At 60.8% G+C, this 25,704-nt stretch carries 30 protein-coding genes; 2 read left to right on the forward strand and 28 right to left on the reverse strand.

What is annotated here, in order from left to right:
* Positions 1-85: 85 nt before the first annotated feature.
* Positions 86-1,780 carry a dihydroxy-acid dehydratase gene (gene ilvD / locus AC24YW_RS24865; RefSeq protein ID WP_487485184.1) on the reverse strand — a complete coding sequence of 565 codons (1,695 nt, stop codon included), beginning with the start codon at positions 1,778-1,780 and terminating at the stop codon, positions 86-88.
* A 75-nt stretch (positions 1,781-1,855) separates the two neighbouring features.
* Positions 1,856-2,839 carry an ABC transporter substrate-binding protein gene (locus AC24YW_RS24870; RefSeq protein WP_487485185.1) on the reverse strand — a complete coding sequence of 328 codons (984 nt, stop codon included), beginning with the start codon at positions 2,837-2,839 and terminating at the stop codon, positions 1,856-1,858.
* Between the two features lie 160 nt (positions 2,840-2,999).
* Between AC24YW_RS24870 and AC24YW_RS24875 the strand changes: the two genes are divergently transcribed.
* Complete coding sequence (locus AC24YW_RS24875; RefSeq protein ID WP_487485186.1) at positions 3,000-3,917, forward strand: NAD(P)-dependent oxidoreductase; 918 nt, start codon at positions 3,000-3,002, stop codon at positions 3,915-3,917.
* 7 nt (positions 3,918-3,924) lie between these two features.
* Here AC24YW_RS24875 and AC24YW_RS24880 read toward each other — a convergent pair whose 3' ends face one another.
* From AC24YW_RS24880 to AC24YW_RS24915, 8 genes are all read right to left on the reverse strand, one after another.
* Positions 3,925-4,488 (reverse strand): flavin reductase family protein, encoded by a 564-nt coding sequence (locus tag AC24YW_RS24880; RefSeq protein ID WP_487485187.1) that lies wholly within the window; start codon positions 4,486-4,488, stop codon positions 3,925-3,927.
* An 8-nt stretch (positions 4,489-4,496) separates the two neighbouring features.
* The gene (locus tag AC24YW_RS24885; protein WP_487485188.1) at positions 4,497-5,702 is read right to left on the reverse strand and encodes an acyl-CoA dehydrogenase family protein; all 1,206 of its coding nucleotides are present in this window, start codon (positions 5,700-5,702) and stop codon (positions 4,497-4,499) included.
* Between the two features lie 89 nt (positions 5,703-5,791).
* Positions 5,792-7,060, reverse strand: coding sequence for a CaiB/BaiF CoA transferase family protein (locus AC24YW_RS24890; RefSeq protein ID WP_487485189.1), 1,269 nt, complete (start codon positions 7,058-7,060; stop codon positions 5,792-5,794).
* A gap of 212 nt (positions 7,061-7,272) precedes the next feature.
* The gene (locus tag AC24YW_RS24895; protein WP_487485346.1) at positions 7,273-7,701 is read right to left on the reverse strand and encodes a GNAT family N-acetyltransferase; all 429 of its coding nucleotides are present in this window, start codon (positions 7,699-7,701) and stop codon (positions 7,273-7,275) included.
* Between the two features lie 63 nt (positions 7,702-7,764).
* Complete coding sequence (locus tag AC24YW_RS24900; protein WP_487485190.1) at positions 7,765-8,064, reverse strand: hypothetical protein; 300 nt, start codon at positions 8,062-8,064, stop codon at positions 7,765-7,767.
* Positions 8,061-8,444, reverse strand: coding sequence for a hypothetical protein (locus tag AC24YW_RS24905; RefSeq protein WP_487485191.1), 384 nt, complete (start codon positions 8,442-8,444; stop codon positions 8,061-8,063). Before AC24YW_RS24905 ends, AC24YW_RS24900 begins: the two co-directional genes overlap by 4 nt.
* 1 nt (position 8,445) lies before the next feature.
* Positions 8,446-8,676 (reverse strand): hypothetical protein, encoded by a 231-nt coding sequence (locus AC24YW_RS24910; RefSeq protein ID WP_487485192.1) that lies wholly within the window; start codon positions 8,674-8,676, stop codon positions 8,446-8,448.
* Positions 8,673-9,362, reverse strand: coding sequence for a hypothetical protein (locus tag AC24YW_RS24915; RefSeq protein ID WP_487485193.1), 690 nt, complete (start codon positions 9,360-9,362; stop codon positions 8,673-8,675). Before AC24YW_RS24915 ends, AC24YW_RS24910 begins: the two co-directional genes overlap by 4 nt.
* A 75-nt stretch (positions 9,363-9,437) precedes the next feature.
* Between AC24YW_RS24915 and AC24YW_RS24920 the strand changes: the two genes are divergently transcribed.
* Positions 9,438-10,631 carry a hypothetical protein gene (locus AC24YW_RS24920; protein ID WP_487485194.1) on the forward strand — a complete coding sequence of 398 codons (1,194 nt, stop codon included), beginning with the start codon at positions 9,438-9,440 and terminating at the stop codon, positions 10,629-10,631.
* On the opposite strand, the gene AC24YW_RS24925 is transcribed toward AC24YW_RS24920, so the two are convergent.
* The 18 genes from AC24YW_RS24925 to AC24YW_RS25010 form a co-directional block, all read right to left on the reverse strand.
* Positions 10,614-11,615, reverse strand: a complete 1,002-nt coding sequence (locus tag AC24YW_RS24925) for a phage tail protein (protein WP_487485195.1) — start codon at positions 11,613-11,615, stop codon at positions 10,614-10,616. The two genes, AC24YW_RS24920 and AC24YW_RS24925, sit on opposite strands and share 18 nt — an antisense overlap.
* 74 nt (positions 11,616-11,689) lie before the next feature.
* The gene (locus AC24YW_RS24930) at positions 11,690-11,911 is read right to left on the reverse strand and encodes a hypothetical protein (RefSeq protein ID WP_487485196.1); all 222 of its coding nucleotides are present in this window, start codon (positions 11,909-11,911) and stop codon (positions 11,690-11,692) included.
* On the reverse strand, positions 11,877-12,350 hold the full coding sequence (locus tag AC24YW_RS24935) for a hypothetical protein (protein WP_487485197.1): 474 nt from the start codon (positions 12,348-12,350) through the stop codon (positions 11,877-11,879). The genes AC24YW_RS24930 and AC24YW_RS24935 overlap by 35 nt, the downstream gene beginning before the upstream one ends.
* An 11-nt stretch (positions 12,351-12,361) precedes the next feature.
* Positions 12,362-12,628: a hypothetical protein gene (locus tag AC24YW_RS24940; RefSeq protein ID WP_487485198.1), complete on the reverse strand. Its 267-nt coding sequence runs from the start codon at positions 12,626-12,628 to the stop codon at positions 12,362-12,364.
* 55 nt (positions 12,629-12,683) lie between these two features.
* On the reverse strand, positions 12,684-13,205 hold the full coding sequence (locus AC24YW_RS24945; RefSeq protein ID WP_487485199.1) for a hypothetical protein: 522 nt from the start codon (positions 13,203-13,205) through the stop codon (positions 12,684-12,686).
* A 114-nt stretch (positions 13,206-13,319) separates the two neighbouring features.
* Positions 13,320-13,760 (reverse strand): hypothetical protein, encoded by a 441-nt coding sequence (locus AC24YW_RS24950; protein ID WP_487485200.1) that lies wholly within the window; start codon positions 13,758-13,760, stop codon positions 13,320-13,322.
* Between the two features lie 109 nt (positions 13,761-13,869).
* Positions 13,870-15,066, reverse strand: coding sequence for a hypothetical protein (locus AC24YW_RS24955; protein ID WP_487485201.1), 1,197 nt, complete (start codon positions 15,064-15,066; stop codon positions 13,870-13,872).
* A 7-nt stretch (positions 15,067-15,073) separates the two neighbouring features.
* Entirely contained in the window at positions 15,074-15,928 is an 855-nt protein-coding gene (locus tag AC24YW_RS24960) for a tail fiber domain-containing protein (RefSeq protein WP_487485202.1), read from the reverse strand.
* Between the two features lie 717 nt (positions 15,929-16,645).
* Positions 16,646-17,425: a hypothetical protein gene (locus AC24YW_RS24965; RefSeq protein ID WP_487485203.1), complete on the reverse strand. Its 780-nt coding sequence runs from the start codon at positions 17,423-17,425 to the stop codon at positions 16,646-16,648.
* A gap of 248 nt (positions 17,426-17,673) precedes the next feature.
* Positions 17,674-18,129 carry a hypothetical protein gene (locus tag AC24YW_RS24970; protein WP_487485204.1) on the reverse strand — a complete coding sequence of 152 codons (456 nt, stop codon included), beginning with the start codon at positions 18,127-18,129 and terminating at the stop codon, positions 17,674-17,676.
* 131 nt (positions 18,130-18,260) lie between these two features.
* Positions 18,261-18,830 carry a tetratricopeptide repeat protein gene (locus AC24YW_RS24975; protein ID WP_487485205.1) on the reverse strand — a complete coding sequence of 190 codons (570 nt, stop codon included), beginning with the start codon at positions 18,828-18,830 and terminating at the stop codon, positions 18,261-18,263.
* Between the two features lie 1,187 nt (positions 18,831-20,017).
* Positions 20,018-20,332, reverse strand: a complete 315-nt coding sequence (locus AC24YW_RS24980; protein WP_487485206.1) for a hypothetical protein — start codon at positions 20,330-20,332, stop codon at positions 20,018-20,020.
* Positions 20,329-20,550 carry a hypothetical protein gene (locus AC24YW_RS24985; protein WP_487485207.1) on the reverse strand — a complete coding sequence of 74 codons (222 nt, stop codon included), beginning with the start codon at positions 20,548-20,550 and terminating at the stop codon, positions 20,329-20,331. The genes AC24YW_RS24980 and AC24YW_RS24985 overlap by 4 nt, the downstream gene beginning before the upstream one ends.
* A gap of 244 nt (positions 20,551-20,794) precedes the next feature.
* Positions 20,795-21,373: a tetratricopeptide repeat protein gene (locus AC24YW_RS24990; protein ID WP_487485208.1), complete on the reverse strand. Its 579-nt coding sequence runs from the start codon at positions 21,371-21,373 to the stop codon at positions 20,795-20,797.
* 169 nt (positions 21,374-21,542) lie between these two features.
* Positions 21,543-21,983, reverse strand: a complete 441-nt coding sequence (locus AC24YW_RS24995) for a hypothetical protein (RefSeq protein WP_487485209.1) — start codon at positions 21,981-21,983, stop codon at positions 21,543-21,545.
* A gap of 1,176 nt (positions 21,984-23,159) precedes the next feature.
* The gene (locus tag AC24YW_RS25000; protein ID WP_487485210.1) at positions 23,160-23,474 is read right to left on the reverse strand and encodes a hypothetical protein; all 315 of its coding nucleotides are present in this window, start codon (positions 23,472-23,474) and stop codon (positions 23,160-23,162) included.
* Positions 23,471-24,943, reverse strand: a complete 1,473-nt coding sequence (locus AC24YW_RS25005) for a hypothetical protein (protein ID WP_487485211.1) — start codon at positions 24,941-24,943, stop codon at positions 23,471-23,473. Before AC24YW_RS25005 ends, AC24YW_RS25000 begins: the two co-directional genes overlap by 4 nt.
* 306 nt (positions 24,944-25,249) lie before the next feature.
* Complete coding sequence (locus AC24YW_RS25010; protein ID WP_487485212.1) at positions 25,250-25,657, reverse strand: DUF6968 family protein; 408 nt, start codon at positions 25,655-25,657, stop codon at positions 25,250-25,252.
* Positions 25,658-25,704 lie beyond the last annotated feature (47 nt).

Here is a 25,704-nt window from a genome sequence, read left to right on the forward strand (position 1 = left end):
CGTCCCGCTCGCACGAGGATTCAGCGGCACGAGCTTAGCAAGAAGCCTGCCAGACAGGCTGTCATTTACGCAGCCGTGCGGTGCGTCATTCGAACCACGGCCATTCTGCCGGGCCTTCATGCGTCACGGCTCCGCCTGGCGCCTGCCCGACCAGCCGCGCATATTTTGCCAGCGCACCTGCACGGTGGCGTGGCGGGCGCGGCTTCCAATCGCGGCGCCGCGCGGTGAGCTCCTGTTCCTCGAGCAGGACATCCACCCGCCGATTTGCGGCATCGATCCGGATCCGGTCACCATTCCGGACGAGCGCCAGGGGACCGCCAACAAACGCCTCGGGGGATACGTAGCCGATGCACATCCCGCGGGTCGCGCCGGAGAACCGGCCATCGGTGATCAGCGCCACTTTTTCACCCATGCCCTGCCCGTAGATCAGTGCAGTGACGCCGAGCATCTCACGCATGCCGGGTCCGCCGACCGGCCCCTCATTGCGGATCACGAGAACCTCGCCCGCCTTGTAACTGCGGTCACGAACGGCTGCGACGCAGGCTTCTTCATCCTCGAAAACACGCGCGACGCCTTCGAAGAATTGGCTCTTCAAGCCCGCCACCTTGATCACCGCCCCATCGGGACAGAGGTTACCCTTCAGCACCGCGACGCCACCATCAGGCATGATCGGCGCGCGAGCCGTGTACACAACCTCTCCGTCGGGCGCGTTGGCCATACCATACTCTTCGGCAAGTGTGCGGCCGGTGATCGACAAGCAGCCGCCATCGATATGACCGCTCTGGATCAGCTCGCGAATGATGACCGCAGCGCCGCCGATATCGTAGACATCCTTCGCCGTATACTTGCCTCCGGGGCGCAGATTGCCGATCAACGGCGTCCTGGCAAAGACCTCCCCCACGTCATCGATGCCGAATGCAATTCCGGCCTCATTCGCGATCGCCGGCAGGTGCAGCGCGGCGTTGGTCGAGCCGCCCGTCGCTGCCACGATCGCCGCTCCGTTCTCCAGGGATTTCCGCGTCACGATGTCGCGCGGCAGCGGACCGCCGCGGCCCAGCATCTCCATGATCAGTCGGCCGGCGCGTCGCGAAATCTGCGCACGCTCGGAATAGACACCGGGCACCATCGAGACGTTGGGAATGGTCAGCCCCATCGCCTCCGATACCATGCCCATGGTGTTCGCGGTGAACTGGCCGGCGCACGCACCGATCGTCGGCAGGCAGGCGCGCTCGATCCGCTCGAGCGTGGCGCCGTCGATCTCGCCAGTCATGAAGCTGCCGACGGCCTCATAGGAATCAAGCACCGTCAGCGTACGCCCATCCACGCGGCCCGGCAGCGAGCTGCCGCCATAGATGAAGATGGAGGGCACGTTGCAGCGGACCATGCCCATCATCACGCCGGGAAGGGTCTTGTCGCACCCGCCGTATCCGATCAGCGCATCGTAGGCCAGCCCGTGGACCACCGCTTCGATCGAATCGGCGATCAGCTCCCGCGAGAACAGGGAGAATTTCATCCCCTCATGATTCATGCTGATGCCGTCGGACACCGAAACGGTCGAGAACTCACGGGGCGTACCGCCGGCCTCCTCGATCCCGGTCTTGGCTGCAGCCACCTGGAAGTCGTGGGTCATGTTGCAGGGCGTCTGCTCGCCCTTCATGCTGACGATGCCCACCATCGGCTTCGCAATCGCAGCGTCATCGAGCCCCATGGCGCGCATGAATGCACGATGCGGCGCTCGGTCGAGGCCTTCTGTCGTGACTCGGGATCGCAACTTCTTCATATATGCATCTTCTTCGTGCAGCGTCCCGGATGATCCGGAACGCCACGATATTACGTTCGGTATTTCGCCCCGCTTCTATTGCAGCGGCGCAACGATCGACGGGTGCTTGAACTGTGCGACATCCAGCTTCGGCAGCATTCCGGTCTCTGCATAGATGTCCAGCATCTTCTGGATCGCCGGGAAGTTCGGTGCAGCACCCGGGTCACGGCCGAAATCGTTGTCCTTGAGCAGGTAGGTCTCGAGCACCGGGATGGGGGCCTTCAGCACTTCATTGACGACCTTGAGGGTTTCCTCGCGGTTCGCGAGAGCCTTCTTCATGCCGGAGGTGATATCGCGGACATAGGCCTTGACCAGTTCCGGGTTCTTGTCGACGAAATCGGCACGGCAGGCTTCCAGAATGTGCACGATGTTCGGCATGGCCTGGGAGAGCGAGAACAGCTTTCTTGTGCCGCCCTTTGCCTCCGCGCGCGCAGCAAACGGCTGGTTCATGTTCACCGCGTCCACGCGGCCTTGGCGCAGCGCGTCCTCGGAAACGGCAAAGCCGACCTCGACCAGCTTGATGTCCTTGGCCGGATCGACGCCATTCTGCTTCAAGAGCAGATTGAACGGCCCTTGCGTACCGCCACCGATCACGGAAATGCCGACCGTCTTACCCTTGAGATCCGCGATCGTCTTGATGGGCGAGTCATCCATGACGGCCCAGTAGACCGAGAAGCCGCCGGGCATCTCGAAAACGTGTTGGGCCACGATATAGGCCTTGAGATTGCCGCCAACGACTCCGTTGGAGAGCGAGAGCGGCGCCTGCGTCGCGCAGTCCAGTGCACCGGCCGCCAGGGCCTGCGTCATCGGCGCGGTGCCCTGGAATTGGGTCCATTCGATGTTGTATGTCTTGCCGAGATTGGGAAATTCGGCCGGCCTGCGCATCATCCAGTACTTGGACTCCTCCGCAGGAATAGTCCAGCCGACGCGGATCGTCTGCTGCCCCCATGACGGGCTTGCGCCCGCGCTCACGGCTGCTGCCGCCCCCAAAGCCAGGATCCACTTCGAAACGGTTCGCATCGTGCCACTCCGCTGCTCCGGCGCCGACCGGCGCCCCCAACCCGACCGTCTCAAATGTTTCATGGTTCAAACAATCAGGCAAGCCATGCGAGGCCGGCGGTTTTGCCGGCAGATGGGCAATGTATGGTAAAGCGGCGTCTGCGACAGAAGGAGGCAACCTATGGCTGATGACAGCAAGGCAAACCCGCAAGGCATCGAGAAGCTCGGCTATCTCGGCCTGGGACTCATGGGAACGCCGATGACCCGACGCCTGCTGAAGGCCGGCTATCAGGTCACCGTCTGGAATCGCTCGGAGGGCAAGGTGGCGCCGCTGGTCGAGGCTGGCGCCAAGCGCGTGGTCACGCCCCGTGATCTCCTGGCGAACTCGGACATCGTCTTCATGTGCGTTACGGACGCGGCGGCGGTCGAGGAGGTGATCTTCGGGGTCGAAGGTCTGGCAGCCGCCCCCGGCGCGGGCAAGCTTGTGGTCGACTTCTCGTCGATCCATCCCGACGCGGCGCGCGATCTCGCAACCCGTTTGAAAAACGCGAACGGGGCGGGCTGGATCGATGCGCCGGTGTCCGGGGGCGCGACGGGCGCCGAGGAAGGCACACTCGCCATCATGGCGGGCGGCGAAGCTGGTGACATCGAGAGGGTGCGGCCCTATGTGCTGGCCATGGCGCGCAGGTTCACGCACATGGGCCCGATCGGCGCCGGCCAGACCACAAAGCTGTGCAACCAGGTGATCGTCGGATGCGCGATGGCCGTCCTCGCGGAAGCAACGCGCATTGCCGTGAATGCCGGAATTGATGCCAACCGATTGCCCGAGGCGCTCGCCGGCGGGTTTGCGGATTCCATCCCGCTCCAGCTGTTCGTGCCGCGGATGGTCAAGGGCATTCACACCCCGCCGCTCGGCCACATTGCAACGATGCTCAAGGACCTCGATACGGTCGCCGATGTTGCACAGGCGACGTCAACGCCGGTGCCGATGGCCGCGCTTGCCGGACAGCTTTTCAGGCTGGCGAAGGCCGCGCGGGGTGAGGACGCGGACGCGCTGGAGATCTACAAGCTTTCGGCGGCAGAGCGCAAAGCTCTATAGGGGGCGCTTACGGCACGTTCTTGCGCTCATCGTCGGCCATGAAGCGACCGAACGCCCCTCGCGCAAAGAGCAGCGGCTCCTTCGCATTGTAGGTATATGCCTCGACCGCACCGAGAAAGATCACGTGGTCACCGCCATAATAGCGATTTACCGAGCGGCATTGAAAGTTGGCGACGCTCTCGGCGAGCACCGGCGCATTGCCGAGGCCAGGGGTCCAGTCGACGCCGGTGAACTTGTCGTCCGACGATTTTGCGAATTTGTTCGCAAGCGCCTGTTGCGAAGCGCCGAGAACGTTGACGCTGAAATGGCTGGCGTTCTGGAAGATGGTCAGGCTCGAGGAATAGACCACGAGGCTCCACAGAACCAGCGGTGGATTCAGCGAGACCGAGGCGAAGGAATTGCATGTCAGCCCGTACGGCTTGCCGTCAGGCGCTGCCGCCGTGATGATCGTCACGCCCGTTGCATAAGTTCCGAGCGCGTTGCGAAAGTCGCGAGGATCAATCTGCGAGCTGTCGCTCGCGAACTCGTTGGCGGGATCCGGAGCGCGGGGATGCTTCGGCAGATCATTCATCGGCCGCCTCACAGCGTGAGATTCTCGGAAGGTAGGCCCAGCGCTACCCGTCCGTAGTTGGTCCCAGCCGCATCGAAGTTGAATGCGAGATGTGAGTTGATCGCGTGCGCATCGCGGAACTGCCGCTGTAACACGCCGCTCGTGAACAAACCACGCGCGCCGCTCGCGGCAAACAGCATCGAGACCGCGTCCGTGCACAAGTTTACGGAAAAGGATCCGTCGCGGCGATATCTGGTCTTGGTCGCCATGTCGGGAATATGGCCGCGCCGTGCGTCCTCCATGGCATCGAGACAGGCCGACCGCATGATCAGGCGCGCAGCGTCGATCTTGGCCGAGGCCTCGGCGATCTTGATCTGCGTGCTTTGAAAATCGCTCAGCTTGGCGCGGTTATACGTCGAAATACGATGGCGTGCGACCTCCGTGTAATCGTCGAGGCACGCCTGTGCATTCCCCAGCGCGACACCGGAGAGGACATAAGGAAATAGCGAGAAGACAGGCAGCGTGTACAGAGGATTCGGATTGACCACGCTTCCCGGCGTGGGGCCACCTGAGAGGTCGCCTACGGCGACCGTCATATGGTCAGCCACGAAGGCATCCCTGACCTCGACGTCGCACGACCCCGTCCCGCGCAATCCGGCGACGTTCCAAGTGTCCAGTACCTTGTAATCGCCCTTGGGCAGCAAGAAGATTCGATACTCGATGCCGTCGGCATCGTCGTCGGAATAGACCACGCTCGCAAGCATATTCCATTCGCAGGAGGCAACGCCGGACGAGAATGGCCAGCTGCCATGCAGCTGATATCCGCCCTTGACCCGCGTCGCGCGTCCGGCGGGAAAGATGAACGAGGACGCGATCAAAGTATCCGGATTGCGGCCCCAGACCAGATCCTGCGCCCGTCGCCCGAACATGCCGAGCATCCAATGATGGCTGGCCAGATTGGCGAAATTCCAGGCGACCGACGCGTCCGCCTGCCCGAGCAGCTCAGCGCAATCGACGAGAGCGACATAGTCGAGCTCAGCGCCACCAATCCGGGCCGGCTGCAGCATCCGGAACAGGCCCGCCTCATGAAGATCTGTCTCGGTTTCCGAGGGTAGATGCCGCAGCTCCTCCGTCCTTGCCGCCCGCTCACGTAGTCGCGGAAGGAGGCTCCGGGCCTTCGCGATCATGGCCGCATAGACCTCACCGCCGGCTTGCAGACCTGCGGGCTGGGTCATGCTCGGCTCCTGGCCAGGCGCCATTCGTGTCCCTCGCTTTCACACATTTATGCGGCGGGACCTTCGCCAAATCAAGCCAAGCCAGTGCCTCATGTCGACCTCGGAGGCTTGACCAGCCCAAAAGCGCCCTTCTCGCCAAAATCCGCGATCCGGCGTTCGTCGTAGCCGAGGATATCTTGCAGGATCTGCTTGGTGTGCTCGCCCAGAAGAGGTGCCGCGACGGGGTCGACCGCACCTGTCAGGCTCATCGTGATCGGCGGCTCGATGTTGGGCACCCACTCGGCTGTCGGATGCGGAATCCGGTTCAACCGATGGCGCTCGCGAGCCTCGGGGGCATTGAAGCCCTCCTCGACTGTCCGAAGATAGCCGACCGGAATATTGGCGAGCTTCATCCTTGCCATCCAGTTCTCCAGAGTATCGCCGGCGAAGACTTCGGCAATGGCTGCCCGCAGGAGCTCCTTGTTCTCCGAACGGGCTTTGCGCGTCGCAAACTGCGGATCGGTGATGAGATCGGGCCGATTGAGCACTTCGACCACAAGCCGGCGGTAGAGCCGGTCGTTGGCGCAGGCCATGTAGAGCGGCCCGTCTGAGGCTTCGTAGACGCCGACGGTGGGGGACCCACTCGGCGAATTGCCGAACCGGCCGGGATTTTCGCCGTTGATGAGGTAAGCCATGCCGTAGAAACCGGTCATTCCCATCGCGACGTCGAACAGGGCAACTTCGACATGTTGTCCCCGGCCGAGCCGCTCCCGCGCGAGCAGCGCCAGCAGGATGGCATTGCAGGCCGACATCCCCGTCGCCATGTCGACAATGGGCGGGCCGGTGCGAACCGCCGGGCCGTCGGCAAATCCATTGAGCGACATGAAGCCGCTTTCCGCCTGGGTGATCGGATCGAAGCCTGGCCGCGATGCAAACGGTCCGCTGCGTCCGTAGGCGGAGATCGAACAATAGACCAGCCGCGGGTTGAGCGGCGCGACCGATTCATAGTCGAGCCCGAACTTCTTCATGACCCCGCTCGAAAAATTCTCCACGACCACATCTGCCTTGCGGATCAGGTCCAGCGCGATCTCGCGCGCCTCCTGCACGGCAAGATCGAGCGCGATGCCGCGCTTATTGCGGTTCAGGCTGAGAAAGGCGGCGCTCTCGCCTCCAATCTCCGCGTGCTCATAGGCACGCGTGTCGTCGCCGCCATCGGGATTCTCGATCTTGATGACGTGCGCACCGTAGTCGGCGAGCGTCTGGGTGCAGGCCGGGCCAGCGACCACACGCGTGAAATCAACGACCAATAGACCATCGAGCGCGGTCGGTCCTCCCGTCGCTTGCGAGGCACGTACCGGCAATTGAGGCTTGGTGGGCATCGATCGCGCTCTCCCTTACATCGGCTTATGGCCGCCGAATTTCCTGCAAGAGCAAACTTAAAGCCCGGCACTGCCGACTTCGCAAGTCCCATGCCGGCATCGCTTCAAAACGCAAAAAAGACCCGGCAGCCCCAGGCTGCCGGGTCCTCGGACGTTCCAGGCGCGTACTGGCCATTGGATAGACGGCGCGTTCCGTGCGGCGGCAAACCTGCTCAGTGAAGCCATTTCCGCCAATAGAGCGTATGCGCCCAGGCCCAAGGGGTCTCGGGCTCGAACAGCCGATAGCCCGCCTGAATGAAGTTGTTCGCGGATACGGGGTTGCCCGTCGTATCGGAGACAATGCTGTCCCATCCAATACGCCGCGCTCTCGCCTCCACCACACGCATCAATCTGCGCTGAAGGCCGCGTCCCCAATGCCGTTGCAACACGCCGACTCTGGAGAAGTAGCCGCCATTTCGAACGTGCGTCGAGGGCACAACTCCGGCGAAGGCGACTGCGTCCGCGTCGTGATAAGCCAGCCACCACGCGCCGAGGTCGAACGCGGGCATCGCCGCGGCATCGAAGAACGTGAATCGATGCAGATCAGCCAGGGTCTCGGCAACGTCGTCATCGGAGGCGTCGACGATACGAATTCTGTACATAAGCCACTCATTGGGCAGCTGATCTTGATCGAGCACGGAGCGCGTCGCCGGCACCATGAAGGCTCATTTGCCCAGCACGACCTTGACGCCGAGCCAAACTGCTCCCATGAGACCGGTAGCAATGACTGTGATCACTGCCTTGAAGGTATAGCTCTGGGCCTGCTCCACGCTCTTTCGCCACCTCCGCAAGTGTTGAAAGTCGGCTCGTAGCTCCTTTCGGTCGTCATCCTCGATGCCAAAAGAGGCCAGCACCGACGCGACCGCCTTCAACACGATCGCATCGATGCTCTCCTGCTGGAGCCTGTGCTGCTCGGCCAGCGTCTCGGTCAAAATGGCCCTGATCTCGTCGTCCTGCATCCTCATCGCTTGATGATCCTTGCGACATTCTCGAAGCCACGCTTGGCGAAATAGAACGAGACCACGAGATTGGCGGTGACCGCCGCAAATCCGGCCAAAGCGTCTGTCGAGCCCAATCCGAGAACCTTGTCCCAGACCAGGAGCTTTGCGAAATAGAGCGCGACGCAATAGCCCATCAGCTTGTCGGGCTCGTACCAATGCCCGATCTCGGCGATACGATATCGCATGATGGCGTTGACCTCGGCCGTCTGCGCGGCGATCTCACCCGCGGCGAGATCTGCCGCGATCTTCGCGTCGACATTGCCGGCCTTGAGCTTGGCTTGGTAAGCGTCGATCAGGCCCCTGATGACGGGGCCGCCGAGGAAGCTGAGGATGATCATCCACATGTTAGAGCGTCCGGCGCCGGGCAATCTCGGTCAACACGCCAGCAGTCGCGACCGCGAGCAGCATCTTGAACGCAGAATTCGCGTCCATGCTCGTGAGCTGCGTGAAATCGTAGCCGGAGAACGCCGCGATCAGGCCGGCGCCGAGCACTCCCAGGACGTACTGAATGCGGGCCCAGAGGATCGTCAGCGAGTCCTTGAACCAAGCTTTAACCCTGTCGAATGTGATGGTCATGACTTCCTCTTGGCGACGACGTTGAAGATGCGGGCGATGAACGCACCGATGGAGCCTTTGGAGGGATTGGCGACGGAGGGCGCCTTGTGCGGTTCCTGCGGTGCTGACGGCGTAACCTTGGTGCCCGTGAATGTGATGGTGGGATCGATCGCCATCATCGAGAGCAGCATCGCAACGCAGCCGAGCTGCTGGTCGACATGGTCCGGATCATAGACCCCGTCGCGAACATACTTGCCGGACCTGTATTGAGTGGTGCCCGCCCACAGGTATGGGCTCGGAACACCCTTGCCGGCGTAGCCAAGACCGTTGTACATCTCCAGCGCGATCAGAACGCCGGCAAGAGACCAGTCCTTGCGCTTCGCAAGGTACGGATGGCAATTGAGCAGCGCATCGATGGCCGCCTCTTCCCACGACTTGAATGGACCTCGACCCGCCGGCACATGAACCGAAACCCTGTTCCAGGGATCGCCCTGAGCCAGCGACCGGCTCCAGTTCTGGGAAGATTCGCGCTGGTGGATGACGGCGATGACTGACCACGGGACGCCCGTCTTAGCCTCTACCACCTGATATCGCTTCTTTGCGGCTACTAGCGATTGAGCGACCTTGTCGCTCAGAGTCTTCCTGGTCAGCTTGGCAATTTGCCAACGCGTTAGGCTCGCCCGCGTGAGGGCGTCAAAGTCTACCATGGGCAGATCCTTTCGGTTGCCGTTGATCTATCGGTGGTTGTGGTGGTAGGTTCCGCCCCGGCTGGGGAGTGGCGCTTGCGGAATTTCGTTTCTTTAGTGATTGCGGCAGTCTTGGTTCTGCTACTGCAACCAATCTATTTTTTTGCGATGTCAAACTTAGACTACGTCATCTCAAAGGAGAGGACGTGGCAGCATATCAATAGCGCTTTTGAATCCGGCGTCCTTGTCGATGCCTCTCACCGGAACCAGATCATTGCGAGTGGCGATCGGTTCACGGACTGCTACGCACTTGGCGAGGGGTTGCAGCCCCGCGTTGGTCCGATCGAAAACGGTATTCTGGCGCCACGTCCAGTCTCTGAGCGCCACGCCTGCGACGACTTGGAGCAGGCCGCGAAAGACCCGGACAGCGTTACATGGCAACGCTATGCTCGTTATTGGCACGGATACAGGCTGTACAACGCACCACTCGCGTCGCTGATGCCGATACTTCTCTTGAAGCTGGTCAATCTCGCTGCGCTGGCAGGTGTTGCTGTCTTCTTCGTCATTCAGGCCAATCAGCTGATTGGAACGCGCCCGACCATCTGGCTCTGCGCGCCGATTCTATTCCTGACCGATTTCGTTCGCATTTGGCACGTCACGCCACACACAGTAAGTACCGTTGTTATTGTTGGCGGCGCCGGCATCTTCGCGCGGATGATCATGAGCGGATCATCAGATCGTAAGCTCATTGTGAGCGCAGCCGTCTTCGGTTCTATCTTCAATTTTGTTGACTTCCTCGTCAACCCGCCGTGGATGCCGATGCTCCTTGCGTTTCTTGTTGTTGCGTCTGGACGGCGCACAAGCATCGCGCTGTTCTGCGTCGCGGCTTGGTTCTCGGCTTATGCCATAACTTGGTCGGCGAAATGGATGGCCGTGTACTTGGTCGAACCGTCGTTTGACGTCATGGCAGACGTGTTGGGCGCTGCATCCTTCAGGATCGCCGGTGACAATGCGAAGGTTTCGCATTTCCCCCTTGCTGCGACTGCGAAGGTATTCTTGAGCACCTTCTTAAGCTGGGGCGTTATTGTTTTCATCCCATCCCTGATCTTCTTCAGGATCAGGGTCCTACCACGCCTCACTGCGTGGCCCGCCCTGATCCCCATCATGTGGTTTGAGCTGTTGAGCAATCATAGTCAGATACACGCTGTTTTCGTCTCGCGGAGCGCAGCAGCCGCAATCGGCGTTGTTCTCGCGTCTGCGCAAATGCGCGCGTCAGATGATCCTAAGTAGCTTGTTGGCAACGATGGTGGGCTGAAGGATGCCGAAGGCATTGCTCGTGCCGCCCTGCGCGGTGCCCGTGAAGCTCCACCCGCTGAAGCCCGTCCAGACGTACGTTGGGCTTCCGCCAGAGGATAGCAGGCTACGGAGACCGTTGTTAGAGCCGCTGCCGTAGCCAACCGTATCACCGACAAATGTCAACGAGCCCGTATTGATCGTGCCGGATGGCGTATATGGCGGCAAGTTCGCCGTAACGAGCTGTCTGGATTCCGATCCGCCCGCGCCACCAAGCGTTGTCGGCCCCGTGATAAAACTGCCTGTCAGGCGACCTGCAGCGCTCCCGCCCATATCGTCCTTGCCGGCGACGACGCGCCCGCGCAAATCCGGGACGTTGAAGGTGCTCGTTCCGTCCCCGGAGCCATAAGTGGTGCCTATCAAAGAGAACAACGTTGCGTAAGTCGTGCGGCTGATAGCCTGTCCATAGGGTAGTACAAACGAGCTATTCGGCGAAGTCGAGCCCCAAAAATCAATGCTCCCGCCGATCGGGATCAGGTACGGATTGCCGAAGAAGTTATGAAGGTAAAAAACGCCGTTCGAGGCATTGTAGAGCACCACATAGGGAGAGCCTTGGATCAACGTACCTGCCGGCACCTCAACTCCAGGCTTGAGCTGGATCGATTTTGCTCCCAAGCCGTCCACATTCAGCGTGATGTTCGGAGAGCCCGCGCCATTCGTGGCATGCGGCGTGAACGCGATCACCTGGCCGTTCAACTGCGAGAGCGACTGAAACACCTGATATGTATTGACCGCATAAGCCGTGCTGGTGCCCGTCGTCACCATCGCCCCAGCGACGTCGTCGCGGTATTTCGCAATTGCTGCCATCATCGCTCGCGCCGAATCGTTGACACTGGACGGGGACTGCCCTTCCGCCCAATTGATCGTCGAATCTGCCGTGGCGTCGGCGGACGCCGTTTGAGACCACTTGTAAAGAGTCATCCTGTATCCTTGATGTGAAGAGGCGATGCCATAAGCCACCGGCATGCCGTTTCGTGGTGTCGTCGTGCCTGCCGTCAGTCCGGCGTTTTCGTCTCGCTGCCGCACAGCTCGATGTACTGGGCGCAGCGGCAGGATGGCGCGCGGGCCGTCAGGAGGTTGCGGATCACGCCTGCGGGGACGCCGGGGCTTTCGCTTGCGATCCGAGCCACACGCGCATCAATGATGCCGTCGATTTCCGCGCGCAGTTCCTCGATGCGATCTTCAATTCTGGTCACGCGTTGCAACTTCGTTGCCATTGGTCTTTCCGTCCTTCGCTTCAGCCTCGCATGCTGCCAGTTTCTGGCGGGCGGAGGCAGCATCATTCTGTGCGCGCCGGAGCGCGCGTTCGCGCTGGGTCTCGTGCGCGGCGAGATGAACCTGGATGTCGTAAGGTAGTGCGGCGAACCGTTGCTTGAATGGGCCGGGCCAGGACCGCGGCGGCGGGATGGCCGCAATCGCACTGATTGCGCGCGACGCGGGGCCTCCGAGCGTGGGATCCGCGAGGCCCAGCGCGACGTGCATCCGCGAAATGTCCTGCACCGCGGGCCACAGCCGGCTCATACCCAGTGACGCACAATCGGTCACGAAGCGCGCGACCGAGGCGGGCGTCGCCGGACAGGCCGGCACACCGTTCAGCTCGCACCATTTGACGAAGATCGGGGCGTCGCGGAGTCGCGCCTGCGCAAGCGCCGTCAACAATGGATGGGTCATCGCTTCGCTTTGCGCAACGCCTCATGGAGCTTGCCCATGCGCCGGCGCAGATCGACGAGCTGAACGCGTTTCCTCAAGCTGTGAGGACTCGAATCGATCTCGCCCTGCAGTTCGGCGTCGAACCGCTCGAGGGCCGCCGCGCGCTTCTTCAGTCCATAGAGCGCGAAGTTTTCCGCGATGCGATCCGGTGACATTGGTTCGCCGTAGAGATTTCCGGTGATGGATTCGGCGCGTTGGATGAAGTTTCGATTATCTTCGCTCATGGAATGATTTCCTGCCGCGAATTCGCGTGATGGGTACGGTGAGAGACGGCGGCTTCTAGAAGGGGAAGAAAATGGGTGGTGCGAGCCGTCGCTCCGGCCTGTTCGCCCCGCCGCCGGGCCGATTGGGAGAGGTCGAGATGGACCATTCCTCGCGCGGAACGGGCGGGTTCTTCATGGGAGGAGCGAACGGATTTGGATCCACGTACAGCTCATTTCGGTCCCGGGTTGTCGGCGACAGCCCTGACGGGAGCTCGATCGGATCGGAAGGTCCTACTTCCTTCATTCTGTCGCGGAACTGTTCGGCGTGCGCGCGGAGATATCTGACCACATCTCCTAGGATATTCGCCGGATCATTGACGCGCCCCTGCGAGCTCATGAACGACTTGATGTAGCGGTCCAGATCATCAGCCCGGGCCTGCCAATCTTTCTGGACGCCATCCGGATAATAGGACTGGTCGCCTTCCAGGAGATCGCCCAGTTGCTTACGAACGGCATCGTAAATGCGCGAACGGTCTGTCTCCCCGATCGTCGTCTCGTAAATCGGGGGCGGGAGATACTGTTGCTCGATCGTGACCATAACGAACTCCTGTCGACTCATGCCGAAGCCGTCCCGCGATCGACAAACGATCGCAGAATGATTCGGATGGTGAATAAGGTGATTAAACGGGCTGGCGGCGTCCGGGCACCGAAGCTATTTGAAATCCAAGAACTGCAGATAGAGAAGACCCAAGGGAAGATTTTGGACGTACTCGTTTCCCTTGCGAGATTGTCCTTCGTAGATCCAAAGGCGAAGCAGTGGCTCGGCAAGCTTCCTGTTGACCAGGCGATCGCCGCCCGAGAAGTAGCAACAACCGTCGCTGAGGCTGCGGCCGCCATCGGCGAAGACCATCACCTCGTGGGCCGCCAGACGTCTAACGTAGAACGATATCGTTAGATCCGCCTTTGTCAGCTCTATCGTGCAACGTCTGTCGTACTGACATTCCTTCGTGCTCCCTGCTTCGTTGAGCGCGCTCGTCGTGCCGGCGGCAACGTCTGCCCTCGTTGTACCGTCGAAGGCATACGAAACGATGTAGTCGCCGGCGAAGGCCTCGAGCGATAGAAGAAGGCTTGTAGCGACGATCACGAGGGACAAAACAGGTCTCAAGAGCATTGGCATCCTATCCAACATGCAAAATTCTCAATTCCGAGCCGACCGAGATAAACGGGTTGATGTCGTATTCGAAGGCTGACCGATACACGCCTCATGTTCGAATGGCCGTCTTCGCTCGGTAAAGCGCAACAGCGTCCTTGAGATCGCCCGTGCTCGAGAGCCGCGCGTTCAGCGCTCGGAGATCGTGCTGATCACGTTCGCCTCGGCTCGACGCCATGCCCGGCCTTTGCACCGGCGGCATCGGTCTAGCCGCAGCCGCTTCCTTCGCCTTCATCATCAACCGGTATTTTCCGGCATCATACATCATGCGCTGGAATGTGGCATTGCGCATCAAGGGCTCGCTGTCGAACAGGCGCTGCATTTCCTCCGGTTCAATGCCGCTGGCCTTGGCCGAGGCCATGATCTCCTGGGCGACGGCCTGCCTGACGTTCCTCGCCTCCGCCTTCAACATGGTTTCAAGCCGGGCGTCCTCTGCCTTCGCATAGTGCTGAAAGTTGCGGCGCGCGGCATCCGATGTCCGCCGCATCTCCTCGTTCTGACGAGCGCGTAATTGCTCGCTGCCGGCGACGATCGCCTGGATGCGCGCCAGCTTTGCGGGATCCTGCTGCGCGATTTGCGCCAGCGCTTCCGGCAGTCGCTCCGGAGCGAGGCCCGCCAGCTCCGGAAATTGGCTGACGAAGCTGACTTGCGCGATCTGCATCGCCGCGTCGAGACCCTCGACATAGCTCCGCCGGGCGCGCTCGACCTCACCGACCTTTTCTTCGAGGGCCAGGCGCACCTGCGGATGCTGCATGAGCTGCTCGATATCGGGATCGAGCTCGGCAGAGCGACTGCCTTGATCCTTGGCCGCGTCGGACGTCTTTTCGGCGTCCTCGTGCTGCTTATCGCCGGCCTCAGGTTGCTCGAAGCCGTAGAAGTCCGGCGCATCGGGATCATTGGCGGCCACTTCCGCGCGTAGCGCATCGATCCTTGTCGCAAGTGCCTCCGAAGACTCCTCCTCGGCAACCTGCCTGTCGCCGGCCGTCGCGCTCGCATAATCGCGCGCGGCGCGCGCGAGAGTGACAGCCTCGTTTGCGGCAGCGGGCTTGCCTTCGCCGTCGGTATATCGCCTGACGACGGTCTTTGGCTGCTGATCTGACAGTTGATCAGCTGCATCGCGCAAGGACGCACTGTCGCTGTCGATCGCCGGGATTTCCGCCTCCCACTCGGAATCGGGCATTTGCGCATAACCCGCGTTATCAAGGTCGAAAGCGGCTCCGGTCAACTCCGCATCGGTCTGCTGTGTCATCTCGGACTCATTTCCCCTTAAACGCGCCGATCAGGCCGCTAATTCCGTTCGCAATGCTTGCGAACTGATCCACGCCGGACTTCTGCTGCGTGCCCGTCGTCGTGCTATTCCCTTGCTGTCCGAGTTGCGCGATGGGCACGCCGATCTGCGCCAGCATGCTCAACGCCTGCACGGGAATGCCGCGACGCTGCGCCTCCTCTGCCAGGGTCGCGTTGGCTCCGTAATTCCTGGCATCGAGAGCCGATTGCGCGGCCGCGACACCCTGTCCGCGGTTGGCCAGGTCGCTCTGCTGCATCTGCGCCAGGGTGTTGGCCGTCGTGTTGCCGGCATTGTAGAGCGCCCCCGCGGCCGCAAGCTGGTTGGCGACATCCTGGTTATATTGCGCAGCGATCACCGGCGCCTCTCCCGCCGCCACGCCCCTTCCATAAGCCATCAGATTCGCGCCACTGAAGTCGCGGCCGGCGGCGGCAAACTGCGAGTTTACGGAGTCCCCAACGTCGGATCGAATCTGTGCAAGCTGGGCCATCAGCGCCGGATTGCTGCCGACCATGCTGCCGTTTGCGTAGGGCGTGAGCCGGTCACGATACGAAGCAAGATTGTCCTGCACCTTGCCTGCCTGCGCGGTAGCATTGCCGCCGCTCAGCAGCGACTGCGCATAGTCCGCGATCTGGCCCGCATAGGGATTGCCCGCCGCAGCGTTGTTCTTCAGCGTATCGAGCGCCGAGCTCTCCGCAGATGTCAGGCCGGTGTTGTTGAGTCCGGTGCTGATCTGGCTCAGCATCGTTTGCAGTGCGGGCTGCGCGGCAGCCCAGGGTGCCGACTGAGATTGAACAGTTTGTGTGGAAGTGGATTGTCCACCCATGGACGGTTCCTTCTGAACTTGAGGCTATGTGAAGACGAAGCCGCGACAGACGTCGAGGCCTGCGATGCAAAGATGTAAATTGTCAGTCGAATGGAAAGAAAATCGGCGGTTGGACTGCCCTGCCTTCCGAACGCTCGTTTCCGCTCAAACGGAGCATCTCCACCGGCCGTTGCCGCAGCAATGCTTCCAGCTGACTCGACTGAAATGGCAGCGGCCGGACGCGATCGGACTCCGGTTGCGCGAACCGCCAAGGCTGCCGGTCCATGAAATCCGGGGACGGCCCGTCAATGCCGGGCGTTGACGGAAGCGGCCTTGCATCCCGGCCCCGCTCAGCACGACGCGCGCCTAACAGCCAATCAAGCAAATCTGATCCGCCAGGCGCCCGCTCTCTGTTCGGAGTTGGCCGCAGCGGAGCGGGCATCTGCGGTGGATCACCGAAGGGATTCGAATCGGGAGAGACGGATGGCGGTGGCGACCATGGCGGAGACGCCGGTGGGACCACTCTCCAATGATCGGGATCCGCCCACCAGGGCGGCCGAGGTATCGCGCCTTCAATGCCGAAATTGGGGACACGCGTATAGGGATATCTGAATGATCGTGTCATTTGTGCTCTCACGGAACAAAAGTCATTTGAACGATGTATCGATCGACATGCCACACAGGCGCCTCATGCGAGAGGTGTGGCACCGATCTGGCAATTCGTGGACGACTTGCTCACTAGGGGTCGTAGATCACGCGACGAGTGAGACCCAACCGCTTTGCGATTGCATCGACCTCTTCCTGACTATCCGGATAGTGCTGATAGACGATCCTGGTCTTGATCGCAGCGGCATGATGGCGAGGGTTCCAGGTCCACAGCACGACAGGATACTCACCAGTCGATCGATACAGATTCATCAATTCGCGCCTGACGAACCTGCTCTCCGGTGGATCGGCGAAAGCAGTAGCGGAGACTCTTTCGCGATAGAATTCATTCCACCGACGACTCACTTGCATCTCGTCAGCGTCAGCCGCCGAGCAGCGCAACGACGTCAGGAAGGGCCCCAGCTGGTCCTCCCCCTCGATAAAGCCGATGCAGTCGTCATTGCCATATCGCCGAAAAACTCCCCAGGCCACCAAGGCATCGCTGGGAACATAGGCCTCGGACGAAGCAAGCAGGATAAAACTGGCGCAGGCATACAGACAGAAATCGCTGACAACGACGACTGCATTGCGATCTCGGAGCATATTCGCCAACTCGACTGCCCGCTCGGCGTCGCCTCCGCGGCTGCGCACGATAGCGATGCCATGGTCTGCCAAATCGGCTGCGATCGAAACATTGAGGTCCGGTGGGATCGCGCCATCGAGACAGAGCACATGCTTGTCTTGCGACAAGGCGACCGGCCGGGCCACGTCGCCACGACAATATTCAGCCGCGCGAACGTAGGACGAGAAGTCAGCCTCTTGCGCCGCCGGAGTGCGACCGTCCAGGCCAATCAACAAGCAGAGCAGCGCCAATCCGCTTCTCGCAACGAGACGGGATAGCCGGTCTCCGTCCCCAAGCGTCAAGCTGTATCGCCACCGGCGCGTCGCGCGCCGCCTGACGCCCTTCTCACCGGAACGACGCTCGATACACGACATCTTCGGCCTCGATGCTTGCCAAGCGGAGGATCATATTAGAACAAATCATGAACCTACGCAACCCCCGGTGCATGAATTGCAATGGGTACCGTATCGACTGCCGCTACCGGACGAGCGCCTCGCCGCTACGGTAAGCGCTTGTCGATAATCGCGTAGGTCTGTTCATATCCATCGAGAACGCGAGCCCAGCCTTTCCGCCCGAAGATGCGCACGCAATGGCATCCTTCCGCTTGCGCATACGCCTCGATGCCGCGGATCAGCGGCAGCCAGCGCGTCATGCGAGTGCCGCCGCATGCCGTGATGACGCAGACCTTGCCGGCATCCGTTTGCTGGAGGCTGGTGGATGCAGCCGCCTCGATCACCGAACCATTCCAGGCGACCCAAAGCAGCGACGTGCCAACGAGGATGTCACGCTCGATTGCCACGAACGACGCCAAGCCCGTTTCGACAATCGCCCGCTCAATGAGTGGAGCGGCAAGCGGCCAGACCTCGCGCACGCTGTTCGGATCGACGCAGACGAGTTGCGCGTGGTGGTGTCGATCCGGGTAGACGCCGCATGTCTGCGGCAGCCTATTGCTCATGACCAATTCCGAATGAAGACAATGAATAAACGCCAGCTCCCGTGACGACGCGAACGTTCGCCAGCCTCAGCGCGGCCAATTTCGATCGCGTGGGATCGCAGATGAAGCGTCAACGAAAGCGGCTGACGTTTTCACGTCCAATCGTTTGCCGGTTCGTATTTGGGTCGTTCGTCAGCCAAGCTGTCCTCCGGACGCCTTGGACGAAACTCGTTGTAACGCTCGAGCACGTTCTTCCGAATGAGGCCCGGGGGTGCTCGATCGACAAAGTCACGCTCGCGACCGATATCGGGAACACCCGGCATAATTTGAAGAGACATGATCTCCTCGAGCACGTCGGACAACTCATCGCCGCGGGAGAGTTTCAGCAGAATCCGAGCCTTGTCGCCAAGCGCCTCCCTCAGAAAGAACTTCGTTCGATGCGCACGCATCACCGCAACGTCAATCGATCTAAGAGCTTCCTCGGGTAGATCGAGAGCATTTAGATAGATGTTTGCCTTGCTGATGGCAGGACGAACATCGCTAGGATAGCGCTCTAGCATATCATCCAAAACCTGTAGCGCTTCTTCGTCTCGCCCGGCTTCCCGTAACAACCACGCAAGCTCATTGGCAAGATACCGATAGTCCCCATCGTCCGCACTCGCCATCCGGTCTGCCACAACGCGAATAACTGCATCCAAAGAAGTCCCACTACGGACTTCCACGATCCAGTCATCAAACACCTTGGGTGAGATGAACGAAGCTATGACGACACCTTCTCAACTTAGTTAGAATACCTCTCTATCTGCTGAACATAACATTGCTCACCAGCGTCGAGCAACCAACTCAGCGCTGCTCATTGAGCCATCTTTCTTCATGCTCAGGCCCCCACTCGGGGAGCTCTGGTTGAGGCGGACGCCCCCCGTTTTGAAAGCAGGCCATGAACCTTTGACGAGCGTTCTCCTTGCACCCGTCAAGAAAGTCGTCCCACGGGTAGCCGTTCAACCCGTTATCACGGCGCTCTTGCCAAGTATTCCAACATTGCTCCTTCTCCCGAGCCCAACGAGCTCCACAAAAGTCTTCGTCGTCAGTTCGGGTTACATTGCGGCCTCCGCCACCATTTCGAGCGTCCACTCTCATACCGGAACGCTTTCTTCCTACTGACGTTTGGCCCCCGAGAGTAGGAAGATTTCCGGTCGGCCGCCTGCGAGTGGCAAGCGGATTAAGGTCATCCGAGTTGGATCGCTCAGAAGGCATCCGCGTGAGGTGCCGCTCATCAGGATTCACAGCTCCTCCGGCCTCTGCATCGGTAGTTCGAGGCGTCTCCGCCCCTAGGCCAGAGCCCAGATCCGGCGGTTGGATCGGCTCTGGCGTTTCGACGAGCCCATCCAGCGTCCGTAGAAGCATCCACAACGCTCCCAGTCTTCCGCCAGAAACTCTTCCCGGGCCTTGCGGGCGTGGTCTTCCTACAGGGGCGCCTCGTGGACGGGGGAGGGACCGATCTGCAGCTTGCGGGGTTCGCTCCAAAGGGCCACTGCGCAGTACGGCCGCAGGTCCGGTCGTAGTTGCTTCGGCTACGGTCAATCCATTCGCCGGGCCAGGATTCAGCCCCAAGAAGCGCATTGTCTCGACGGGTGATCCCGGCGCAACGCTCCCATATCCAATCCCTATCGGGACGGCGGGGGAATATCTCGGCTGCGCTCCAGGCAAGCCGCGGATGTATTGCAGAAGATCAAAATCTGTGGCTCGCTTCCCAGGCTCCTGGTCCGGCTCAAATGGACGACCAAATCCCTGCCGATATTCAATGTAGTTCATGAGCTCTCCGAAAGTATCAATGATCAAAAAGATTGCGCATGGAGGCGGGCTTGTTTTCAGGCGCGTCAGTAGGTGACGGGCGACAACGGTCGCCCCCTCACCCCACCACCGCCCACAAGAACACCCGCCCCGTCGTCGCCGAATTCGCGTGCGCGATCGTGAACGCGCCGTTCGCCACGGCGCTCACATAGAACGTGCCGTTACCCACTTCCGCCGCCGCGTTCGCCGACGCCGGCACCAGGATCGGCACCGATCCAGCCGCACAATTCACCGTCGTCACCGTCGTGCTTGACGCGCCCGTCGCCAGCGTCACGCTGCCGACGGCATTTGATCGTCCGGCCGCGAGCTGCTGGATCGCGAGCACGATCTTCTTCAGGTCGGGCTCGGTGATGCCGGGGACGTAAGCCGTCATAGCGTGCCGTTGGGTGTGAGATCGGGAACGATGCCGGCGCAGAAGGGCCAGTTGGTCGCGGCGGGGATGCGGACCTTGAAGCGGGAATAGCGGGTGTCGCGCCGGACGTCGCAACGGCCGGTGCGGGCATTGACCAGCCCTTCCGCACCCGCCGTTGCGACCGCCGCCGGCGCATCGCGCCAGGACACCGAGCCGAACAGCGTTGCGGCGTCTGTCACCGGGCGGAAGCCGCGGATGGTAGTGCGGTTCTCGTCCGTGCCCTGCTCCGTACTGTCATCTCGGGCTGGGGCGGCGGGAGACACCAAGCACGTGGGGGAGTGAGAAACGGCGCTCGCGCTCTGGACATCGAGCAGCGCCTTTGCTCTCCCAAGGCCGCTCGCGCCGGACCGCAGATGAACCCTCAACGAAGGCGGCCGACGTTTTCACATCCAATCGTTTGCAGGTTCGAATTTGGGTGGTTCGTCACCAGCACCATCCCCGGGACGCCTTGGACGAAACTCGTTGTAGCGCTCCAGGACGTTCTTCCGGATAAGACCTTGGGGGGGCGCGGTCGACGAAATCGCGCTCGCGAGCAACATCGGGAATGCCCGGCAGCATTTGAAGAGACATGATCTCCTCAAGCACGTCGGACAACTCGTCACCGCGAGAGAGTTCCACCAAAATCCGAGCCTTGTCCCCGAGGGCTTCCCGACGGGAGAAGCCGGTCCGTCGGGCACGCTCCAATGCCACCTCAATACACTCAAGCGCTCGCTCGGGTTGATCGAGCGTCCAGAAATAAATGGACGACTTGGCCATTAGAGCACGAACGTCATCAGGAAAACGATCAGACACCTCATCGAGGATCTGGATTGCTTCGTCAATTCGTCCCGCATAACGCAGCAGGCCCGCGAGTTCAAACGCAAGGAAGTGATAGTCGTCACTATCTGCTTGCTGCGCCCGCTCACTGACAATCTCGATGACGCGGTGAAGCGGCTGCTCTCGGCGCAATTGCCATACCCACTCAGCCAGTTTCAAAAGGGGATCATCGCGCTCCATCGTCATTACTCGGACTCCTATCCGAGTGCATGTTCTGACGCCCCCAGCACTCTTGTCAACGTCCTGCCTGCCGCGACCTGTCAGCGGTCTATATTGATGAAGAGCTCCTCATGCGGATCAAGGCTCCAGTTGTCGACGCCCTGCATAAATCTGCATCAAGATGTTTCTTCGCGAATCATATCTCGTCGACATACCAAAATCTGTCCCGCATCCAGAATCTTGTGCCCGCTGGAATCTCTCTCTCTACATTCTTGAAGTCTCTTATTCGGCCCAGGCGCTTTAAGCAGGCTGCTTGCCTCAATCGAGCATCATCGAGAAAAAACACCTCGTCGAAGGCTAATGACAATCGCACGAGTTCTCTTGAGACGAGTTCGGCGTCTCTCCAATACTCCCACTCCATCAGATTGAAATTTAAGGCATTAAGGCCGGAGAGAAGGTATCTCGCATGTGATCGCTCTCCTTCCAGCTGTCCGAGCTTCTCTTGAAGTGCCTCTGATAGCCCGACAACACTAGCTTCCTCCGGCGACGCCGCTCGTGCAGCTCTCAGAAGAGGCTCGAGCTCATCATATAATAGTTCAAACGAGAGCGACACAATCCTTGTCGACAGCGATGACATCATAGCCCCCTTGGCGCAGTTACGCAGGCCGCGCCGGGGTCCGTCTATCTCAAACCCCAGCGATTATGGAAGCATGACCATGTCACTTCACGGGATCGGCATCTAGCGCTGTTTTGGTGGGTCATCCCTGGGTTCTCGATCCATTCGCTTCTTTTGGACCGCTTCATTGTTGCGCTTCGCACGTTCCTTACCACTAGGTCCTTCCTTAAGTGGCTTTCCGCCGCACCGAGCGCTTACGAGACTCTCGATGCAGTCATTTAAACTCCACCTTCGACGGCCAAGCGGCCTCGACTGCGGAGCATACCCGCGCGGGCCTCTGAACCCGTCCTCGCAAGTTTTTCGCGCTTCTGCCCATTCCTCGTCGCACCCGTCGTAATTCTCTCCGCCGGCTTCAGCCTCTGGTGCCAAGGGTGGAGACTCTTCGACCGTCGTCAGCCGTCTGATGTTTGGATCCGGCCGTTGCGTCTTGGGCGTGTCGTCATCTTCGTCCGACGACATGCGCCGTTCGGATTCTGTATTCGGATTGGGTTCAGGCTGTGGAGGAAAAACTCGCTGCGGTTTTTCGACTAGATCATCCAAAGCTTGGATGATCATCAGGAGTGCTCCTAAAGCGCCGGGGTTTCGTCCCGGCAGGCGCGGGCCTGGTGGATGGGAATTTCCGATAGGAGCATCCCCAGCACGAGAGACGAATGAACTGATACCGGCTCGGGGCTGCTCTAGGGGCCCGCTGCGCAATATCGCTGCAGGGCCTGTGGGAGTCGCATCAGCGACGGTCCAGCCTTTCACCGGGAACAGATTGGCTCGATCGGATCCACGTGACTGGAAGAGCTGCTCTCTCCCGAGATTCGAGCTCCTGTTCAAGCCCGCATCGATGGGCGTATTCAGAGACTTATCGACGTACTGCAACAAGTCAAGATCTGTGGGCCGCGTGAGGAACTGCTGCCAGGGATCAACAGGCACACGATAGGGGCCTAGCCAACTATCAGCATTAGACATCATCTCTCCTCGAAATTCATTGAGTTGAAACTACGGTAATGCCCGATACCTTTTGCACTTCGGTGCGACGGATCGGAGTATTCGTTAGATCGCGAGCGAAGTCAGAGACACCCGGACAGGCCCATCGCAAATTGAGACAGGCCAGCTAAGCAATGGTTTGCTTGATCTTCCCAGGATTTCTCACCCCACCACCGCCCAAAAGAACACCCGGCCCGTCGTCGCCGAGTTCGCATGCGCGATCGTGAACGCGCCGTTCGCAACGGCGCTCACATACATCGTGCCATTGCCGGCCTCCGCCGCCGCGTTCGCCGACGCCGGCACCAGGATCGGCACCGATCCCGCCGCACAATTCACCGTCGTCACCGTCGTGCTCGATGCGCCCGTCGCCAGCGTCACGCTGCCGACGGCATTTGATCGTCCGGCCGCGAGCTGCTGGATCGCGAGCACGATCTTCTTCAGGTCGGTTTCGGTAATGCCGGGGACGTAAGCCGTCATAGCGTGCCGTTGGGTGTGAGATCGGGAACGATGCCGGCGCAGAAGGACCAGTTGGTCGCGGCCGGGATGCGGACCTTGAAGCGGGAATAGCGGGTGTCGCGCCTGACGTCGCAACGGCCTGTGCGCGCATTGACCAGCACTTCCGCACCCGCCGTCGCGGCCGCCGCCGGCGTATCGCGCCAGGAGACCGAGCCGTACAGCGTTGCCGCATCGGTCACCGGCCGAAAGCCGCGGATGGTGATGCGGTTCTCGTCCGTGCCCTGCTCCGCGCTCTCCAGCGTCGCCTCGAGACTCGGACCGCGGAAGAAGCCCAGCAAATGGACATCGGAGAACTGCGCGATTTCCGGCTGCACCGCCGTCGCGTAGGCATCGAGACTTAGCGTCAGCGCATCGAGCGACGACGAGATGCTGTCGAGGTTCTCCAGCGTCAGTCCGGTCTGCGAGATGCCCAGCAGATACTCGCCGGTGACGGCGACCGGGAAGAAGCGATCCAGCAGGAAGTCGTAGCCGAGCAGCTTGTCGTAAGCACCAACGATGCCCGATACCGACTTGTAGGCCCAATAGACGCGCGTCGAGCGCGGGTCGGCGGCGCCCATAAAGAGCTGAAGGTTGCCCTTATCCAGATCTGCCAGAAAACTGCGGTCGACCTTCTCGCGGCCAATCTGCTGCGGGACGCCGCCCGGCTCGATCTTGTGAAAACCCTGGCCGGCATAGAAGAAGATGCGCTCGCCGGCGCGAATGATCGAGTACGGCGCATAGAGGCCCTTGTCCTGGGTGATACGATCGATCTGGAAGATGATCGGCGAGCCCGGGACATAGGACATCCGCCGGATCGCCTGGTCCTGGAACACGATGCCGGACTCGCCGCCGGCGACGCCACGCACGATGCCGCCGTCGGGAAAGTCCTGGAAATCGGACGACTTGATGCCGCTGGTCCAGCTGTCCGCCGCGTTGAAATTGTTCAGCCCGGACCACTGGATCCGGTACGGCGTCGACAGCAGCCCTGACAGCACCAGGAAGCGGCCGACCACGCTGATATAGGCGGCCTGCGGCGGCGAACCGAGCGCATCGGCGAAGGCCGTGGCCGACGAGAGATCGAAGACCTGCAGAACCGCGTTCGCCTGCGTCGCAAAGACCAAGTTGCCGGTCTGCGCGAACTGCCACTGTGCGGTCGCCGAAAGCGCCGAATAGGAGGCTGCACCTTTGGAGACATCGATCCAGGTGAAGTCGATGTTGTTGAGCCGGTAGAGCTTGGTGGCCGTGCCGGCGAAGGTGACGACCGTACCGTCCGATTTCAGCGCATAGAATGCGCCGCGGCACGGTGCCGGCAGCGCAGACGTGTACGCCGAGAAAGACGGAAACGACCCGTAGCCGTCGCCGCGCGGAATGACATTGAGGATGTTGCGCGAGGCCTGGCCTTCATAATCGCTGACATCCGGGCGATACTCGCCGTAGGCAAGGAGTGGCATTGTTCGTTGATCTCATTTCGACGTTGTATGCGCGAAGTGCTGCACATTGCTCGGTGGCGCCTGGTTGAAAGCGCCCTGCGACAGAGCTCGACATCTGGGCGCCGAGTAAAGTTGCGTCTGTTTGCCAGGCCAAGCCGGCAAGGATTCTCGGTAAGATGCGATCTTCATACCCGCGGCGGGCTGATCCTGAACGACGGGAAACGGATTTCCGACCAGTTACCCGACGGCTTCGCGCGTTAACAGGCCCAAGCCCCGCACGCGCGGGTCGCGCGATCGAGGCATGCCGACCAGCAAACTGACATCAGTTTATGAGCGCGAATTTCTCTGGCTGCGCCGCCTGGAAATCTGCCTCTTCTTCTGCGCGATGCACTCATCGACCATCTTGCAAAGCTGTCGATGAAATTCGACACCGTAGCAGAACGGCAAATACCGTGGAAAAACGACTTCGTAAGATTCCCTCGCGAAGGTGATCATCTTCAAACGCTCGAGAGTGCGGCGAACAGCCATACTCGCAATTGTAAGAGCTTGAAGCCCGTCCACTCCTCGAGCTCGGCGGACGCTGCTGTCTTTAAGACCTTCGATTTGAAACGAACAAACCCACAGGTCCTCGCTAGTTTCATCTCGGTCGGGAAATCCAAGCCGCGCTACTGCCCTACGCTGACGCTTGCCGTAATGGAATACATATTCTATGAGCGCGCGTTCAGTCCACGGCATCGACAAAGCCCGTTCAATTTTTCACCCTGAAACGATGGAGTCCGAAG

It is taken from the genome of Bradyrhizobium sp. USDA3516, assembly GCF_057651995.1.